We start from the raw sequence: 13,733 nt of genomic DNA, 5'->3' as shown, positions 1-13,733 counted from the left end.
CCGCAGCGGGCGGGCGTCGGTGACGGCGTGCCGGTCAGGCCGGCAAGCGGGAGACCCGGCGGCCGCCCTTGCGGGCGTTCTCCTTCGCGACGGCCTTGGCGATCCGCTCGGCGTCGAGCGCCAGTTCGCGGAGCATGCCGCTGATGGGGTTGGTGAAGCCGGTGAAGTACAGACCGGGCGCGTTCCTGGGCGTGCGGCGGCCGCGGACGACCGGCCTGCCCCGGGAGTCAAGCACGTCCAGATGGCCGACCAGGCCTTCCAGGGCGCGGACGTAGCCGGTGGCGGCGATGACGGCGTCCGGCTGGATACGGGTGCCGTCGGCGAGGAGGACCTTGCCGCTCTCGAAGCCCTCCACGGCGGCCACCACCTCGACTTCGCCCTTGCGGACCGCGTCGACGAGACCGACGTCCTGGACCGGGATCGCGCCCTGCCCGACCCGCGAGTACAGGCCGGCGCGGGGACGGGGCAGGCCGTGCGCCGACAGGTCCGGCACGGACAGTGCCGCCACCGGTCTGGCCAGCAGGTCGACGAGCCGGACCGGCAGCCGCCGCACCAGCACCCCCGTGTACTGGGCGGCCCACCCGGCGGTCGAGCGGCGCACGATGTGCGGGGCGGTGCGCACCGACAGCCGTACCCGTGCGGCCCCGCCCTCCGCCAGGTCCACGGCTATCTCCGCGCCGGTGTTGCCGGCGCCGACGACCAGCACGTCACGTCCGGCGTACGGCCCGGCGTCGCGGTACTCGCAGGCGTGCACGAGTTCGCCCGGCCCGCCCTGGTACGTCTCCCGGCCGGTCCAGTCCGGCACGCGAGGCGTGTGGTTGTGGCCGGTGGCGACGACCACCGCGCCGCCGGTCAGCTCCCGTCCGCCGGAGGCGCGCAGCAGCCAGCCGGTGCCGTCCGGCGCGGGCTCGACACGGGAGACCTCGACGCCGGTCACGACCTCCAGCCGGTGGTGCTCGGCGTACTTCTCCAGGTACCGCACCACGTTCTCGCGCGCGACCCATCTGCCGAACCGGCGCGGCATCGGCAGCCCGGGCAGCGCGGACAGGCGCCGGGTGGTGTGCAGGCGCAGCCGGTCGTAGTGCCGCCGCCAGGACGCCCCGACCCGGTCGGACTTCTCCAGGACGACCGCGCGTATGCCCCGCGCGCGCAGTGCCTGGGCGGCAGCCAGCCCGCCCGGCCCGCCGCCGATGACGTAGACGGGACGGTCGGCGTGCCGCGCTGCGGAGGCGCTGGTCGAGTCGGTCATGAGCGCGAGAGTAGATCGCCCGCCTGGTGTGAGGGGCCGCCGTCAACGCCGTAACCGGTTGCGGATTGATCACAACCGCACGCGTGTGCGGTCCGGGTGCGCGGCGGTGTCTAATGGGCCGGTGACCGCCGAACTCCGTGACCCAGGGAACCTCGCGACGGTACGGGCCTCGGGGCACGGGCTGCTGCTGGGCCCGTGGGACCCGGAGTCCGACGCCGACGTACGGGCGTGGCTGCGCGGCATCACCGACCCGGAGTTCCGCCGCTGGAACACACCGCTCGTCCCCGTCACGGACCTCACCGGCGCCCGTGACTCGCTGCGGACCCGGGCCGTGCGCGCGGCGGAGGGCTCGGCCGCGTCCTTCCGGATCGCGGACGCCGAGAGCGCCGCGACGCTCGGGCACATCGGCGTCAACGACATCCGCCTGCCGCTCGGGGTCGCGAGGATCGGCTACTGGGTCCTGCCCGAGGCCCGCGGGCGCGGGGTCGCCACCCGGGCGCTGAAGCTGGTGGCGGGCTGGGCGTTCGGCGAACTGCGCCTGCACCGGCTGGAACTGGACCACGCCGTCGGGCACGGGGCGTCCTGCCGGGTCGCCGAGCGCTGCGGTTTCCGGCACGAGGGGACCCTGCGCGGGGCGATCTTCGAGGCGGAGCGCAGGGACGCCTTCAGGGACGCGCACCTGCACGCGCGTCTGGCGACGGATCCGGAGCCGGACGCCCCGTAAACACGAAGACGCCGGGCGGCCGTTGGCAGGACCATGGGGCATGCCTTCCGACGACTGGTACCTGATCGACGACGTTGATGAATTCCTGGCGCGTGCGGGGGAGTTCCTGCGCTCACGGCCCGCACCCCACACCGTGCACCTGACGGTGACGGAGAACCTGCGCTCGAGCGGCAGCCACATCTACGGGGACGCCGACCCCGAGTTCGGCGTGCTCCCCGGAGAGGGAGGGGCGCGGGAGGGAAAGACAGGTGACACCGACGTGCGGGCGACCTTCTTCCGTACGCCGCCGCACACCCTCAACCCCACCCCCCTGACCGAGGACGAGGCCGACGCGCTGGCGGCGCTGCTGGCGGGCCAGGGGCGTGAGCTGCCCGGCGTCTCCGCGGCCCGCGACACCGCCGCCGCCTTCGCCGCGGCCTGGCAGCGCCACACGGGTGCCGAGGCGGTCCTGCGGGAGCGGATGCGGCTGTACCGGCTGGACGAGCTGACCGTCCCGCAGCCGGTCCCGCCCGGGCGTGCGAGGGTGGCCGGCGAGGCCGACCGGAAGCAACTGGCCCAGTGGTTCGAGGAGTTCTGCCGGGACGCGGGTGAGCCGCTCCTGCGGGACGCGCAGGAGTGGGCGGACGAGCGCGTCGAGCGCGGTGACGTCATGTTCTGGCAGGACCCGGACGGGACGGCCGTCGCCATGGCCGGGGCGAGCGTGAAGGTCGCCGGACAGGTACGGGTGGTCGGGGTCTACACGCCGGCGCACCTCAGGGGGCGTGGATACGCGGGAGCCGTCACGGTCGAGGTCACCCGCGCCGCGCTCGCCTCGGGAGCGGAGGAGGTGCTGCTGTTCACCGACCTCGCCAATCCGACGAGCAACGGGCTGTACCAGCGCATCGGCTACCGACCGGTGTCCGACTTCGCGGTGTACGACTTCCGTTGAGCCGCCGCACGGCGTCGGGTCACGGCCACAGCAGCTCGCGGGCCCAGCCGTCCCCCGTACGGCGGTAGCGGAGCCGTACGTGGCGGCGCCGGGCGTCGCCCTGGAAGAACTCGGCCTCGGTGGGCTGGAGGCGGTAGAGGGTCCAGGAGGGGACCTCGGTGTCCGGGGCGCCGGCGGCCCGCTCCCAGGCCGACTCCGAGGCCCGGGCCAGCTCGTCCAGGGAGCCCAGGACCTCGCTCTGACGGCCGGTGAGCGCGGCGGCCAGGGCACCCGTCGAGCGGGCGTGCAGGTCCGCGTGCGCCTCCTCCCGCGGAGCGACCGTGACCGGGCCCCGGACACGGACCTGGCGGCCCAGGACCGGCCAGTAGAAGGCGAGGGCTGCGTACGGACTCGCGGCCAGGTGACGGCCCTTGCGGCTGCCGGCGTGGGTGGCGAAGGACCAGCCGGCGGTGTCCGCGCCGTGCAGCATCACGACGCGGACGTCCGGCCGACCGTCCTCGTCGGTCGTCGCCAGCGACATCGTGTGCGGCTCCGTCTGCCCGGCCGCCGCCGCCTCCGCCAGCCACCGCGCGAAGAGGGGCAGCGGGGCGGCGGGCGCCGTCGCGGGGTCGAGGGCGGGCAGCTCGGTGCACTCCGGGTCCCAGACGCGAAGGGACGCCAGCAGCTCGTGAAGATCCGGTTCCATGCCCCGAGTATCACCGCGCGGCACTCTCCGCCGACCGGTGGACCGTCTTCCGGCCGTCGCGGCCGCCACCGAAGTCCGCCGCCGAAGGCCGTGGCCGGAGAATACGTGCAGAACGACCGGAGGGTACCGCCGTTAGACTCATTGGCAAGCGGCCGACCGACCCCCCTCCACACAGGAAGTACCAGCGGTGCCCAACACACTGCAGGAAATGATCAAGAAAAAACTGGATCAAAAAGGCTGGTCCTACAGCGATGTAGCGCGCCGCGGCGGCATCTCTCGCTCGACTGTCCACCATCTGGCGACGTCGGCGCAGCTGGCCCAGATGCCTCAGCAGACCACCCTCGAAGGTTTGGCCAGAGGTCTGGGTGTGCCCGTGGCGCCTGTTCTGCGGGCCGCGGCCGAGGCCGCTGGTATCCAGGTCTATTTCGAGAACGCGCCGAAGAACACGGATCCCGAGGTGGACATCCTCATCGCCAGCGTGCAGAAGCTCAGTCCCACGGACCGTCGGCATGTGGCCGCGCTCGTCGAGTCGCTGTTGCAGGCAGGGGAGTCCCAGGCGGGGTGAGTCAGGGTCCGGTGCATCGGAATCCCTCCCTGCCCGCCGTTCTGATCCAGTTGATCAGTGTCTGTACGGTCCCGTAGTCGAGTTCCGCCATCCTGATGATGGCCCGCAGGTCGCTGGAACCCATCGGCACGCATGCCGCGTCCAGGGCGCAGTACAGCAGCACCTGATGGGCCTGCGTCGCCGAGAGAGGCCTTCCCGCATCCATCCCGACCCTCAGTTCTTCGGCGATGGGCAGGGGTGGTGTGACGTCCATGTCTCCAGTTTTTCCTCGAGCAGTCCCGGGTCTTTCCCGTCGTGGTGGTCCCTGAGTTCGCCGCGCATCCCTGCCCAGAACGCCTCGGCCACCGCGTGATCGCACCAGTCGCCGACGGTCCCGGAGTTCCGCCCGCGCCTCAGGGCCAGCGCGCGCCTGGTGAAGCGGCACCCGGCAGGACTCCTCTTCGTGGTGCCGGCGGCCGGTTCCGCGGCGGCCGCGTGCGCGACCGCGTCGGCGAGCGCGCGATCGATGAGCAGGGCGCTTTCCCCGGGGCCCACACTCCAGCCCACCAGGTGGTGCGAGACCGAGTCGAGGACGACGGAGGCGGACAGAGCGCCCGTGGGCGTTTCGTAGGTGAACACGTCGACGATCCAGCGCCGGGTGGATACCTCGGACACGGTGGGCGGCGCGTCCTCGGGCGCCCTTCCGGACCTGCCCCGGAGGCCGGCCTGAGTCATCAGGAGTTCCACCGTGCCATGGCTGACACTGATGCCGTAGCGGCGGCCGAGTTCCTGTTGGACGCGGCGGTAGCCGAAGGCCGAACCGGACGAGCGGTGGATGTCGAGAATGATCCGGGTCAGCCAGGCGTGCCGCAGTGAACGGGCCGACGGAGTCCGTTCACGCCACGCGTAGTAACCGGACTCCGAGACGCCGAGCAGCTCGATGACTCCACGCGCGGGGAAGCCCTCCTCCGCCATCCTGGAAATCACTTCGTACCTTCTTTTGGGCGTACCACTTCCCTCATGAGGTCGATGACGCGCCGGCATGCCGCGAGCTCGCCCTCCAGCTTCTCGATGCGGGCCTGCGCTCGCTTCAGCCCGGACTGCGACGCGCGATGAGCGCTGCTCACTGGACCTCACTCTCCGGCTGGAATTCCAGCACTCAGGGCTGCGGGGGGAGTCCACAGCCCTGAGCGTTCTGGGGGTCCGGCCTACCGGACGTGGCGGTGCATGGTCACGGTCGGGGCGAAGTCGGCCAGGGGGTCGCCGCCGTTGCCCCTCGGCGCGCGGGCCGCCTCACGGTCGAGGACCGCCTTCACCTGCTGGGCCAACGCGTCCGCCTGCAGGCTGAGCCGGGAGATCGGCAGACGAGACGCCTTGAGGGCGTCGACCTGGCGGTTGATCGAAGCGAGTTCTCCACGGGCTTCGCGGCTGAGGCCGAATCCCCGGGGCGTGGCCACGATGAACTGGTACGCCGCGGAGTACGTCTCGCACGCCGGGCAGTGTTGGTTGACGGCACTGCTGATGTTGGAGGCGTTGACGAGGCGCGCGTTCCGGCCGGCCGTCGTGACGATCTGGTAGGAGAGGGCGATGGAACGGCAGGGGGCGTCGAGGGAGCAGCCGGCCGACTGCGCGACGGCCCGGTTGTTCGCCGCCACGGCGACGGACGGACCGTATTCGTGGATCCTGAAGGATTCGTCGAACTGGTTCACGTGGGCCCTGTCTGCGTGACTGTGCGCCATGTCGACGGCGACGGCGACGGCCGGGAAGACGCGGGACGTGCCGGGGCTGGCACCCGCCGGGGTGGTGCTGGCCGTCATGGCCAGTCCGGCGGTCGCGGCGATGCCGAAGCCGATCGCCGCCTTGCTGGACTTCTTGGTGCGCGGCTTGCGGTGGTTCACGGTTCTCTCCTGCGGATGAGGCGGTGTGCGGGGTCAGGAAAAGCCGGCCCATGGCGGGGCGGTGACAGAGGGTGAGGGGAAGTCGGTGACGGACTCCGAGGGTGGGGGAGTGGGGGACGCGGAGGCCGTCCGGCTCTCGGACGGGCGCGCGGACGGCGTGGTGGGGGTGCTGCCCGTCGGAGCGGACGGGGTGGGTACGGGCTCCGCCGTGCGGGCGGCCGGGGTGCCGGCGGGAGGCGTCGAAGCGGTCGCCGAGGTGGCGGGCGTGGTCGCCGCGGACGCGGATCGCGTGACGTCCGGGGACGGAGTGCCGCTGTGCCGCGTGGATCGCCTCTCCTCGGGTGCGGTGCCGGCGGGGCGGCTCGTCCGGGAGGCCGAGGGAGTGGGGTGCGGGGCCCGAACGGTGGGCACGCCGGGTTGCAGGACCGGGGTGACCGGGGCCGCCTCGGGAAGCGGCTTGGGTGCGAGTCCCTCCACCCAGGCGGTGGTGAGGACGGCGCAGCCGGCGACGACCGCGGCCGCCAGGGCGAGACGCATGGCCGGCTTTCCCGCTGTCGCCTTGGTGGCGGCCCGGGCCAGGCGGACCGCCAGCCGGCCCGAGAGATAGGCGCCTCCCGCCATCGGGCACAGCAGCATGAGGGTGCCGATGACGCCGACCAGCCCGGACGCCAGGTGCCCCGAGGCGAACGCCAGGTAGGTGCCGAGGCATTGGGCCGAAAGGCTGCGCACCGCGGTGGTCAGGAGACGCGGAAGGTTCCACAGGGCGTACGCGGCCTCCGCCACGAGCAGGGGGATCACGGTCAGGACCCACACCGTCACGACGACCCGGGCGGTGCGCTTGAGGCCGACCACGTCCGGGAGGGCCCGTTTACGTCCCGGCACCATGCTCAACAGGATGGGCTTGACCTTGCCGTACAGGTCGGGAACGCCGGCCAGGTCGCCGAGGATGTAGTAGCCGTCGAGCCGCACCACCGGCATCAGCTGCTCGAGGACCTCGAAGTGCGCGAGGTACACGGCGGCCAGGAAGAAGGTCTGGCCGGTGAGCAGGTAGCCCCCGGTGAGGGCCAGCATGAAGATGACGTTGAAGTACACGCCTCCCAGCCCGGTGCGCAGCCGGCCGGCTCTCCCGATCCGGTACACGTCGGTGACGTCCGTGTACATGGACGGCCAGATCAGGAAGATGCCGCAGCCGATCTTTCCGGGTACGCCGCCGCTGTACCGGCAGGCCGACGCGTGTCCGAACTCGTGGAAGACGAGGGAGGCGACGGTCAGCACGAAGAGGAGGAGCATCCACACCGGCTGCTCGAGTACTTGCAGCACGGGCGTGATGGCTCCGTGGACACCGAAGAGCCAGATGTCCATGGCGGCGGTGCCCGCGAGTGTCAACACCACGACCAGCGGCCGGTGCAGCCAGGACAGGGCGGCGGCGATGCGGGCCACCTGCGCCTCACGGAAGATCACCTTGTGGCCCCGGAGGGCGAGGAGCAGGTCGGAGCGCGGGGTGGGGAGCTCCTCCGGCTGCTCGCCGAAGGGAACCGTGACACCGAGGGGGGTGAGCTTGCGCTCCACCAGGTAGACGACGTTCTCCGTGCTGACCTCGGCCCCGTAGCGCCCACTCACCCGGTGGGAGATCGTTTCGGCGTCGCGTACGCCGTCGACCGACCTCACGACGAGGTACAGCAGGCGCGACAGCTGGATCACCTGGCCGTCGGCCCGGCGGACGATGTACTTGGAGTCGGTGAAGCCCGACCCCTGGTACTCCCCGAGGATCTGCAGGCCGTTGCTCAGCCGGGGCACCGGCGCGGCGCTCCACGTCAGGGGGAAGCCGGCCGCCTCCTGCGGGGGACATGCCTCCCAGTAGTGCGGAACCTGACTGTCCAGCGTTCTGGAGCCGCCGTGTTCTTCGGCCGCCATCTTCCTCTTCTCCAAGGCGCGTCTGGCGTGGTGGCGTACGGTCACAGCGCTGGTCCGCAGGCGTGCCGTAGGGGATGCGTGGTGGGGAGAACGTGCAGGGCCAAGTCCGCCGACCTGGCCCTGCACGGCGCCCGAGCGAGTTACTGCTGAATGCTGATGGTCTGCGCGGCCTCGGACTGGGCGACGGCGTACGGCGAGCACTGGTTCAGCGCGTACGACTCGTTGTGCGCGTCCACGTGCGCGACCTTCTTCGTGATGTTCGACATCTTGGTGAAGTTGAACGAGAACTTCCCCAGCGCCTCCCGGCCGGGCAGCAGTTCAGCGGTCTCGGCCTCGAGCTGGTCCATGTTCATGAGGACACCTTTCATTCATTGAAGGGGTGTTGAGGGGATCCGGACGGCAACCCCGCTCTCCGTGGCCGGGCCATGCGGAAGACCCTGCTGCGGAGTTGGGCGCGGCGGGACCGCTGGTGGAACCAGCGGCCACACGCCATCGGCGCCGTCCGGACCCTCCGGACAGGTCGTCCGGAGGGCCTGGACAGTAGTCGAAGCGGAAGGAGGAGTGCAAACCGCGTATATGCGACATGCGTTCAAAAGCGCACGATCGTTCACTTCCGCCCTGCCGCCGTGCCGGGGCGGGTCGCGCCGGCCCGTCCCTCCGGCCGAGGTCCGAACGATCTCCGGAAAAGCCGGGGCAGATCAATGACGGATATCCGGCGCCATGGAACGCGAAATAACAGATGGTGAGGGTGTCGCCCTGTTTCGCAACTCCTTGAAACACGGGTCATTCAAGGGTTGGAATTCGCCCGGAAGGGATAATTCACGCTGTTCCGCGAGCCGGTCGGGTGGCTGATTTCGCCACGCCCGCCAATTCGTCTGGACGGGTGCTTCGAATAAGCGGGACGCCGCTGGTTCCGTACGCTCGGAAAGGCCGCTGAGCTGTGGGTTTGAATCCCGGATGACTGTCCCCGGGTGTGTCCGGCCGCGCATCGACTTCCGTGAGGGGCCAGGTAATTCGAGGTAGCGTCGTCGCAGCGGCAGGGAAACAGGGAATTCCTGCTGTTCGAAAGGAGAGTAAGTGAAGACCATTGCTAGATCGGTGGCGGTCGCACTTCTGACCGCCGGGGCCGTCGTGGTGCCCGCCTCGGCAGAGGCGATCGCGGCACCGCTCCACGTGCCGGCCTCCGTGACCTTGGCGGCCCACGGCGGGCACCACGGCCCCCACGGGTACCGTCACGACGCTGACCTGTGGCGATACCGTGGCGACGGCCGTGGCTACTGGCGTCATGGCAACTACCGGTACGGGAACTGCGGCCGCGACTGGGATGACTGTGCTTGGGACCGGCACACCTCGTCGCACTACTGGGACTGCTACCCCTCCTGGCGCCGTTAGTGCCGCTGTGGTGAAAGGCCGCGCCGCCCGCCGTCGAACCTTCCGACGGCGGGCGGCGCCGTTTGATCACGACCCGGAACCTGTACGGTGCAGGGATTTCGCTGTGGGGGCCCGTGCTCAGTCGACGGCCAGTCTGTAGACCGTCAGGATCTTTCCGTCGAGCGGGACGCGGGAATCCACCCGGAGTGTTCCCAGTGTGGGGACGACTCTGCTGACGGCCTGGAGTTCGGCCACGCTGAGAACCGCGGTGGCGGCCTTGATCAGATCGGTCAGCGTTGTCTCGGGTACTTCCTGGCGCGTGTCACCGGCGAGTAAAATCACTGGCTCACCAGTGCTGCCGCGGACGACAGCGGTCATTGAAGTTCCTCGTACGACGAGCACCTACTACCCCTCTCGCCGGCGCGCCATTTCCAGCCCGCCGATCCTGGCACGGCAGGAGGGTATACGGTCACCCTCGTGCAACGGCCTCCCAGGCGTAGGTCGCGTCGATTTCCTCCTGGAGCGTGATCGCGTGGACGATGCTCCCGTTGAGCGTCCTGCGAATGATGGGATCGGTGATCCCCCACGCGTTCATGGCCTCGTCCGGGGAGAGCGCTGCCGAAACCGCCTCCCGACGTGCGGGCGCGGGGCCTCGTTCTTCGGGGATGAGGCCGCTTTCCACCACCATCGTTCGGTGGTCGAGATTGAGGACCGTAGCCCACTTCGCCAGTTGTGAGGGGAGCGGCAGGGTTCTGCCGTCCAGCGTCCGGCTGATGGTGGTCAGGCTCAGCCCGGTCAGGCTTGCGAGTTGCGCGCGACCGCCCTTGCGCCGGCGGACGTCGTACCCGGCCGCGGTCGCGGCCGCGGTGAGATAGGCGCCGACACGTCGTGCCTGCGCCTGCCGCATGGCCCGATCGCCTTGGTGGGCATCTTCCGTACTCCGCATGTTTCGGAGGGTAGCGCGCATGCATGTACTTTCACGCTAGTTGCATGCGTGCACCTTCGCAGGTCAGGTCCTAGATCGGCATTCTCGCAGGCCAACTCCTCAATGTCGTACCTATATACGAATATAAATAACCTTGCGTCACTTCGTCCTGGCAACTTCCATACGTCCGTGCGTGTGGGTTAGGCGCACGGATGCAAGTTCTTGAGGAGGTCCTGCGACCATGCTCCGTCTCCACATGGCCGAGCTCCTGACGAAGGCCAAGGAGCTTGGTGACGAGAGCGTTGCCGACGTGGCGCAGCGCACCGGTATCAGCAGGTCGACGCTGCACCGGCTCGCGGCCGGGTCGAAGGAGCCGAGTCTCGCCACGCTCTGGACACTGCGTGACGCCTACGGGGTCGGTCTGGACACCCTCGTCTACGACGACCCGGAGACCACGCGGGGCGCCGCCGTTCCACGCAGGCGTCCGGCGCCCGATCCGGTCGGGCGCCGGCGCGGATCCGGCTGACGCCCGCGGAGCTTCGGCCCGAGGCCGGGCCCCGAGCGGTCCCTCCTCGTCACCAACCCACCACCGTCGCTCACTTCACGATTGGAAGCAGGACGTGATTTCTCATGCTCAAGCCCTGTACGGCGGCCACTCGGCGAGGGAACCGGCCCTCATCACCCGCGCCCAGCAGGGCGATCCCGAGGCGTTCGGCGAGCTGTACCGGATGTACCACGACGCCGTCGCCGCGTTCATCAGCATCCGCGCCAGATCGAACCCGCCCCTGGTCGAGGACCTCACCGCCGACGTCTTCACGAAGGCGTGGGCGAAGATCGGCACCTTCCGGTGGACCGGTACGTCGATCCGTGCCTGGCTGTGCACGATCGCGCGCAACGTGGTCGCCGACCACTTCAAGGTCGCCGCGACACGGCGCCTGACCTTTGTCGACCAGATCACCAACGTGGGGGACGTGTGGGCGACCCCGGTGAGCACCGCCGAGGACACGGTCCTGTCCACCCTTGCCGCCGCGGACCTGCACGATGCGCTCTCCGGCATCACCCCGCGCCAACAGGCCGTCATCAGGCTGCGGTTCCTGAGTGAACTGTCCGTCAGCGAGACGGCCCGCACCATGGGCACCACCGACGCCGCCGTCAAGACCCTCCAGTGGCGTGCGCTCGACTCGCTCCGCAGGGTCTATGTGAAGGCGGAAGCATGACGAGCACCCCCGAAAGCCGGGACGACGCCGAGGTCGAGCGGGAACTGATCGAGCAACTGGCGCAGCTGGCCCGGAGATTCATCGCCGACCTCCAGACGCAGGGGCGCCTGGTGGAAACCGGCGGCGCCGAGGCCCTCCAACGGTTGCGGGAGCAGGACGAGACCCAGCGGGGCCTGCCCGAGGCGGACCGGGCCGTCGTCATCGCCGAAGCCGATGCGGAAGCGGTCGTCGGTCCGACACCGCGCATCGTGGCGCCCCGCGACGCGATCTCCCTGCCGGGCAACGGTCTTGGCGCGCTCGTCGTGCCCGATGCCGCGGCACCTGTGCCGCAGCCGGCCGTCGTGCCCGTCGCCGAGCAGATCCCCACGGTCAGGCCCGCCGCCGCCCGGACCCCGGGCACCGAGGAGCAGAGCCCGGTCCACTGGGATCCGGCGCAGGCCAGGACGGCCGCGGTGGTGGCCAGGCTGCGGGCCGAGAACGCGGGCCGGCTCGAGATCAGGCACATCACCTCGAACCACGAGCGGGTCACCGTCCACATCCACGCGCTGTCACTCGGCGACTGGGACTACTGGCTGACCGCGATCGGCGCACCGCTCGACGCTCCGTCCCACCGCACCGGATGGGCCCAGATCGTGCACGGACAGGTCGACGGTGTCGAGGTACAGCTCACCGCGGACGAGGTGCCCCGCCTCCTCGACCAGGCCGCGGAGGCCGCCGGGGAACCCTTCCGTCTGGGAGGGCGCGTCTACGACCTCGCCCGCGGCCAGCTCGACCGCCATGGCCAGCTGTGGCGCTACCTCGGCCAACGCCAGGACGACGGCGTGCCGCTGCTGGCGCTCGGCGGAACCAGCGGCCCTCTCTACCCGCTCACCTCGATCGTCACGGTCAACGGTCCGCTGTCCGTCGCCGAGACGCAGACCTCCGCGGGCTCGTCCGACACCATGCAGTGAGCCCCGCCGCCGAGCGCGGTGAGCCGGCCGCCGACTCGACGCCGCAGGGGGGCCGTCAGCTCTTCGGCGCGTTTTCCGGCTCCGGCGTCTTCTCCGGCTCCGGCGTCTCCGGCGCCTTCTCCGCCTCGGGCGTCTTTGCCGCCTCGGGCGTTTCCGGCGTCTCGGTCGTCTCTGGCGTCTTCGGTGTCTCCGGCGCCTTCTCCGGCTCCGGCGTCTTCGCCGCCTCCTCGGTCGTCCCCTTCTCACGAAGGGCCTGGGCGACCGCGTCCCGCACGCGGGCGTCCTCGCGCAGCTTGCGCCGGGCCCGGCCGCGACGGGTACGGACGACCGCGCCCGCGGTGAGGGCGATCAGCAGGACGAGGATCAGCAGCAGCGTCCACGGGACGGCCCAGCCGTGCGCGGTGGCCGGCACCGGATCGAGCGCGGTGGTGGAGCCCGAGGCGTCGGTGAGTAGCGGGGTGAGGGTGGCGGTCGCGGTCAGGACGACGCCGGGCGTCACGCCGCGCACGGGCACGGTGACCTTCCAGCTCTCGCCCGGGAGCAGCTCCGGCGGCGCGGGGATCCGACCCGCCTCGGTCCGCAGCCATCCGAACGGTCCCGCGACCGCCACCGACTGCCGGGCCGAGAGCACGGCGTTGCCGGTGTTGTGGATCGTGTACGTGACGGTGGCGTCGCCCGCGGCGAGCGGGTTGGCCGAGCCGGAGTAGTCCACGTGCAGGTTCTCGACCGCCAGGGTCGGCCTGAGGTCGCCGCCGACCCGCAGCTTGACCCGGATGCCCAGGCGCCGGTCCACGTTGATGCCCTCGGCCTCGTCGGACTGCCGCAGCGAGGTCAGGACGCCGCCCACGTAGTCGCCGGGCGTGGCGTTGTCGGGCACGGTGACCGTGAAGGGGACCTGGACGGACTTGCCGGGCCGGAGGACGACGCTCCTGCGGTCGGCGTGGACCCAGGCGCCGACGCCGACGGACTTCTTGTCCTTGGTGAGCAGGTCGAGTTGACCGGTGTCGGTCGTGAAGCCGTCGGCGGCGTAGACGGCCAGGGTGAGCGGGGCCTTGCCGCGGTTGGCGACGACCATGGCGTCCTCGACGCGGCCACCGGGGTTCACGGCGTAGCTGAAGCTGGACCGGTCGGCACCGTAGCTGTTCGGCGCCGTCCTGACCGTCCAGGTGACGTCGCCGCCCTCCGCCGCGGCCGGAGTGGCCCGCACCCCGGTGAGGGCGAAGGCCATGAGCAGAGCCAGGGCGGCGGTGCGGGCGAGGGCGGTGACCGTGGTCTTCCGGCGCGTTGCGGGCAGGGGCATCTCGGGGTCCTCGGGCGGTCTGGTGCGG

16 protein-coding genes are annotated in these 13,733 nt (G+C 70.8%); 6 read left to right on the top strand and 10 right to left on the bottom strand.

Annotated elements, in window-relative coordinates; all coding sequences use genetic code 11:
- Positions 1-34 precede the first annotated feature (34 nt).
- Positions 35-1,249: a flavin-containing monooxygenase gene (locus tag ACIHCX_RS23825; RefSeq protein ID WP_400032621.1), complete on the bottom strand. Its 1,215-nt coding sequence runs from the start codon at positions 1,247-1,249 to the stop codon at positions 35-37.
- 121 nt (positions 1,250-1,370) lie between these two features.
- Between ACIHCX_RS23825 and ACIHCX_RS23820 the strand changes: the two genes are divergently transcribed.
- Positions 1,371-1,973: a GNAT family N-acetyltransferase gene (locus ACIHCX_RS23820; protein ID WP_400032619.1), complete on the top strand. Its 603-nt coding sequence runs from the start codon at positions 1,371-1,373 to the stop codon at positions 1,971-1,973.
- 40 nt (positions 1,974-2,013) lie between these two features.
- On the top strand, positions 2,014-2,901 hold the full coding sequence (locus ACIHCX_RS23815) for a GNAT family N-acetyltransferase (protein WP_400032617.1): 888 nt from the start codon (positions 2,014-2,016) through the stop codon (positions 2,899-2,901).
- Between the two features lie 19 nt (positions 2,902-2,920).
- Here ACIHCX_RS23815 and ACIHCX_RS23810 read toward each other — a convergent pair whose 3' ends face one another.
- The gene (locus tag ACIHCX_RS23810; RefSeq protein ID WP_400032615.1) at positions 2,921-3,586 is read right to left on the bottom strand and encodes a pyridoxal 5'-phosphate synthase; all 666 of its coding nucleotides are present in this window, start codon (positions 3,584-3,586) and stop codon (positions 2,921-2,923) included.
- Positions 3,587-3,773: 187 nt separating this feature from the next.
- Here ACIHCX_RS23810 and ACIHCX_RS23805 point away from each other — a divergent pair, with 187 nt between their 5' ends.
- Positions 3,774-4,151, top strand: a complete 378-nt coding sequence (locus ACIHCX_RS23805) for a helix-turn-helix domain-containing protein (RefSeq protein WP_400032613.1) — start codon at positions 3,774-3,776, stop codon at positions 4,149-4,151.
- Position 4,152: 1 nt separating this feature from the next.
- Here ACIHCX_RS23805 and ACIHCX_RS23800 read toward each other — a convergent pair whose 3' ends face one another.
- From ACIHCX_RS23800 to ACIHCX_RS23770, 7 genes are all read right to left on the bottom strand, one after another.
- Positions 4,153-4,404, bottom strand: a complete 252-nt coding sequence (locus ACIHCX_RS23800) for a hypothetical protein (RefSeq protein ID WP_400032611.1) — start codon at positions 4,402-4,404, stop codon at positions 4,153-4,155.
- Positions 4,365-5,117 carry an IS3 family transposase gene (locus ACIHCX_RS23795; protein ID WP_400032609.1) on the bottom strand — a complete coding sequence of 251 codons (753 nt, stop codon included), beginning with the start codon at positions 5,115-5,117 and terminating at the stop codon, positions 4,365-4,367. The genes ACIHCX_RS23800 and ACIHCX_RS23795 overlap by 40 nt, the downstream gene beginning before the upstream one ends.
- A 221-nt stretch (positions 5,118-5,338) precedes the next feature.
- Positions 5,339-6,028 (bottom strand): hypothetical protein, encoded by a 690-nt coding sequence (locus ACIHCX_RS23790; RefSeq protein ID WP_400032608.1) that lies wholly within the window; start codon positions 6,026-6,028, stop codon positions 5,339-5,341.
- A gap of 33 nt (positions 6,029-6,061) precedes the next feature.
- Complete coding sequence (locus ACIHCX_RS23785) at positions 6,062-7,942, bottom strand: hypothetical protein (protein ID WP_400032606.1); 1,881 nt, start codon at positions 7,940-7,942, stop codon at positions 6,062-6,064.
- A 140-nt stretch (positions 7,943-8,082) separates the two neighbouring features.
- Positions 8,083-8,295 (bottom strand): hypothetical protein, encoded by a 213-nt coding sequence (locus tag ACIHCX_RS23780; protein ID WP_400032604.1) that lies wholly within the window; start codon positions 8,293-8,295, stop codon positions 8,083-8,085.
- A 1,156-nt stretch (positions 8,296-9,451) separates the two neighbouring features.
- Entirely contained in the window at positions 9,452-9,691 is a 240-nt protein-coding gene (locus tag ACIHCX_RS23775) for a hypothetical protein (protein ID WP_400032602.1), read from the bottom strand.
- Positions 9,692-9,782: 91 nt separating this feature from the next.
- Entirely contained in the window at positions 9,783-10,259 is a 477-nt protein-coding gene (locus ACIHCX_RS23770) for a helix-turn-helix domain-containing protein (protein ID WP_400032600.1), read from the bottom strand.
- 220 nt (positions 10,260-10,479) lie between these two features.
- On the opposite strand from ACIHCX_RS23770, the gene ACIHCX_RS23765 reads away from it, so the two are divergent.
- The 3 genes from ACIHCX_RS23765 (at position 10,480) to ACIHCX_RS23755 (ending at position 12,405) form a co-directional block, all read left to right on the top strand.
- Complete coding sequence (locus ACIHCX_RS23765) at positions 10,480-10,764, top strand: helix-turn-helix domain-containing protein (RefSeq protein ID WP_400032598.1); 285 nt, start codon at positions 10,480-10,482, stop codon at positions 10,762-10,764.
- A 94-nt stretch (positions 10,765-10,858) separates the two neighbouring features.
- Positions 10,859-11,455: a sigma-70 family RNA polymerase sigma factor gene (locus ACIHCX_RS23760; protein ID WP_400032596.1), complete on the top strand. Its 597-nt coding sequence runs from the start codon at positions 10,859-10,861 to the stop codon at positions 11,453-11,455.
- Entirely contained in the window at positions 11,452-12,405 is a 954-nt protein-coding gene (locus ACIHCX_RS23755; protein WP_400032594.1) for a BN159_2729 family protein, read from the top strand. The genes ACIHCX_RS23760 and ACIHCX_RS23755 overlap by 4 nt, the downstream gene beginning before the upstream one ends.
- Positions 12,406-12,460: 55 nt before the next feature.
- Here ACIHCX_RS23755 and ACIHCX_RS23750 read toward each other — a convergent pair whose 3' ends face one another.
- Positions 12,461-13,705: a WxL protein peptidoglycan domain-containing protein gene (locus ACIHCX_RS23750; RefSeq protein WP_400032592.1), complete on the bottom strand. Its 1,245-nt coding sequence runs from the start codon at positions 13,703-13,705 to the stop codon at positions 12,461-12,463.
- Positions 13,706-13,733 lie beyond the last annotated feature (28 nt).

The organism is Streptomyces sp. NPDC052043 (assembly GCF_044548235.1).
In the GTDB taxonomy this organism is placed as follows: Bacteria; Actinomycetota; Actinomycetes; order Streptomycetales; family Streptomycetaceae; genus Streptomyces.
This window is presented reverse-complemented; position numbering and strand designations above follow the sequence as displayed.

Coding starts and splice junctions, on each gene's coding strand:
- ACIHCX_RS23755 (WP_400032594.1), top strand. CDS start 11,452: ATGACGAGCACCCCCGAAAGCCGGGACGACGCCGAGGTCGAGCGGGAA.
- ACIHCX_RS23825 (WP_400032621.1), bottom strand. CDS start 1,249: ATGACCGACTCGACCAGCGCCTCCGCAGCGCGGCACGCCGACCGTCCC.
- ACIHCX_RS23750 (WP_400032592.1), bottom strand. CDS start 13,705: ATGCCCCTGCCCGCAACGCGCCGGAAGACCACGGTCACCGCCCTCGCC.
- ACIHCX_RS23785 (WP_400032606.1), bottom strand. CDS start 7,942: ATGGCGGCCGAAGAACACGGCGGCTCCAGAACGCTGGACAGTCAGGTT.
- ACIHCX_RS23780 (WP_400032604.1), bottom strand. CDS start 8,295: ATGAACATGGACCAGCTCGAGGCCGAGACCGCTGAACTGCTGCCCGGC.
- ACIHCX_RS23815 (WP_400032617.1), top strand. CDS start 2,014: ATGCCTTCCGACGACTGGTACCTGATCGACGACGTTGATGAATTCCTG.
- ACIHCX_RS23775 (WP_400032602.1), bottom strand. CDS start 9,691: ATGACCGCTGTCGTCCGCGGCAGCACTGGTGAGCCAGTGATTTTACTC.
- ACIHCX_RS23770 (WP_400032600.1), bottom strand. CDS start 10,259: ATGCGGAGTACGGAAGATGCCCACCAAGGCGATCGGGCCATGCGGCAG.
- ACIHCX_RS23765 (WP_400032598.1), top strand. CDS start 10,480: ATGCTCCGTCTCCACATGGCCGAGCTCCTGACGAAGGCCAAGGAGCTT.
- ACIHCX_RS23810 (WP_400032615.1), bottom strand. CDS start 3,586: ATGGAACCGGATCTTCACGAGCTGCTGGCGTCCCTTCGCGTCTGGGAC.
- ACIHCX_RS23800 (WP_400032611.1), bottom strand. CDS start 4,404: ATGGACGTCACACCACCCCTGCCCATCGCCGAAGAACTGAGGGTCGGG.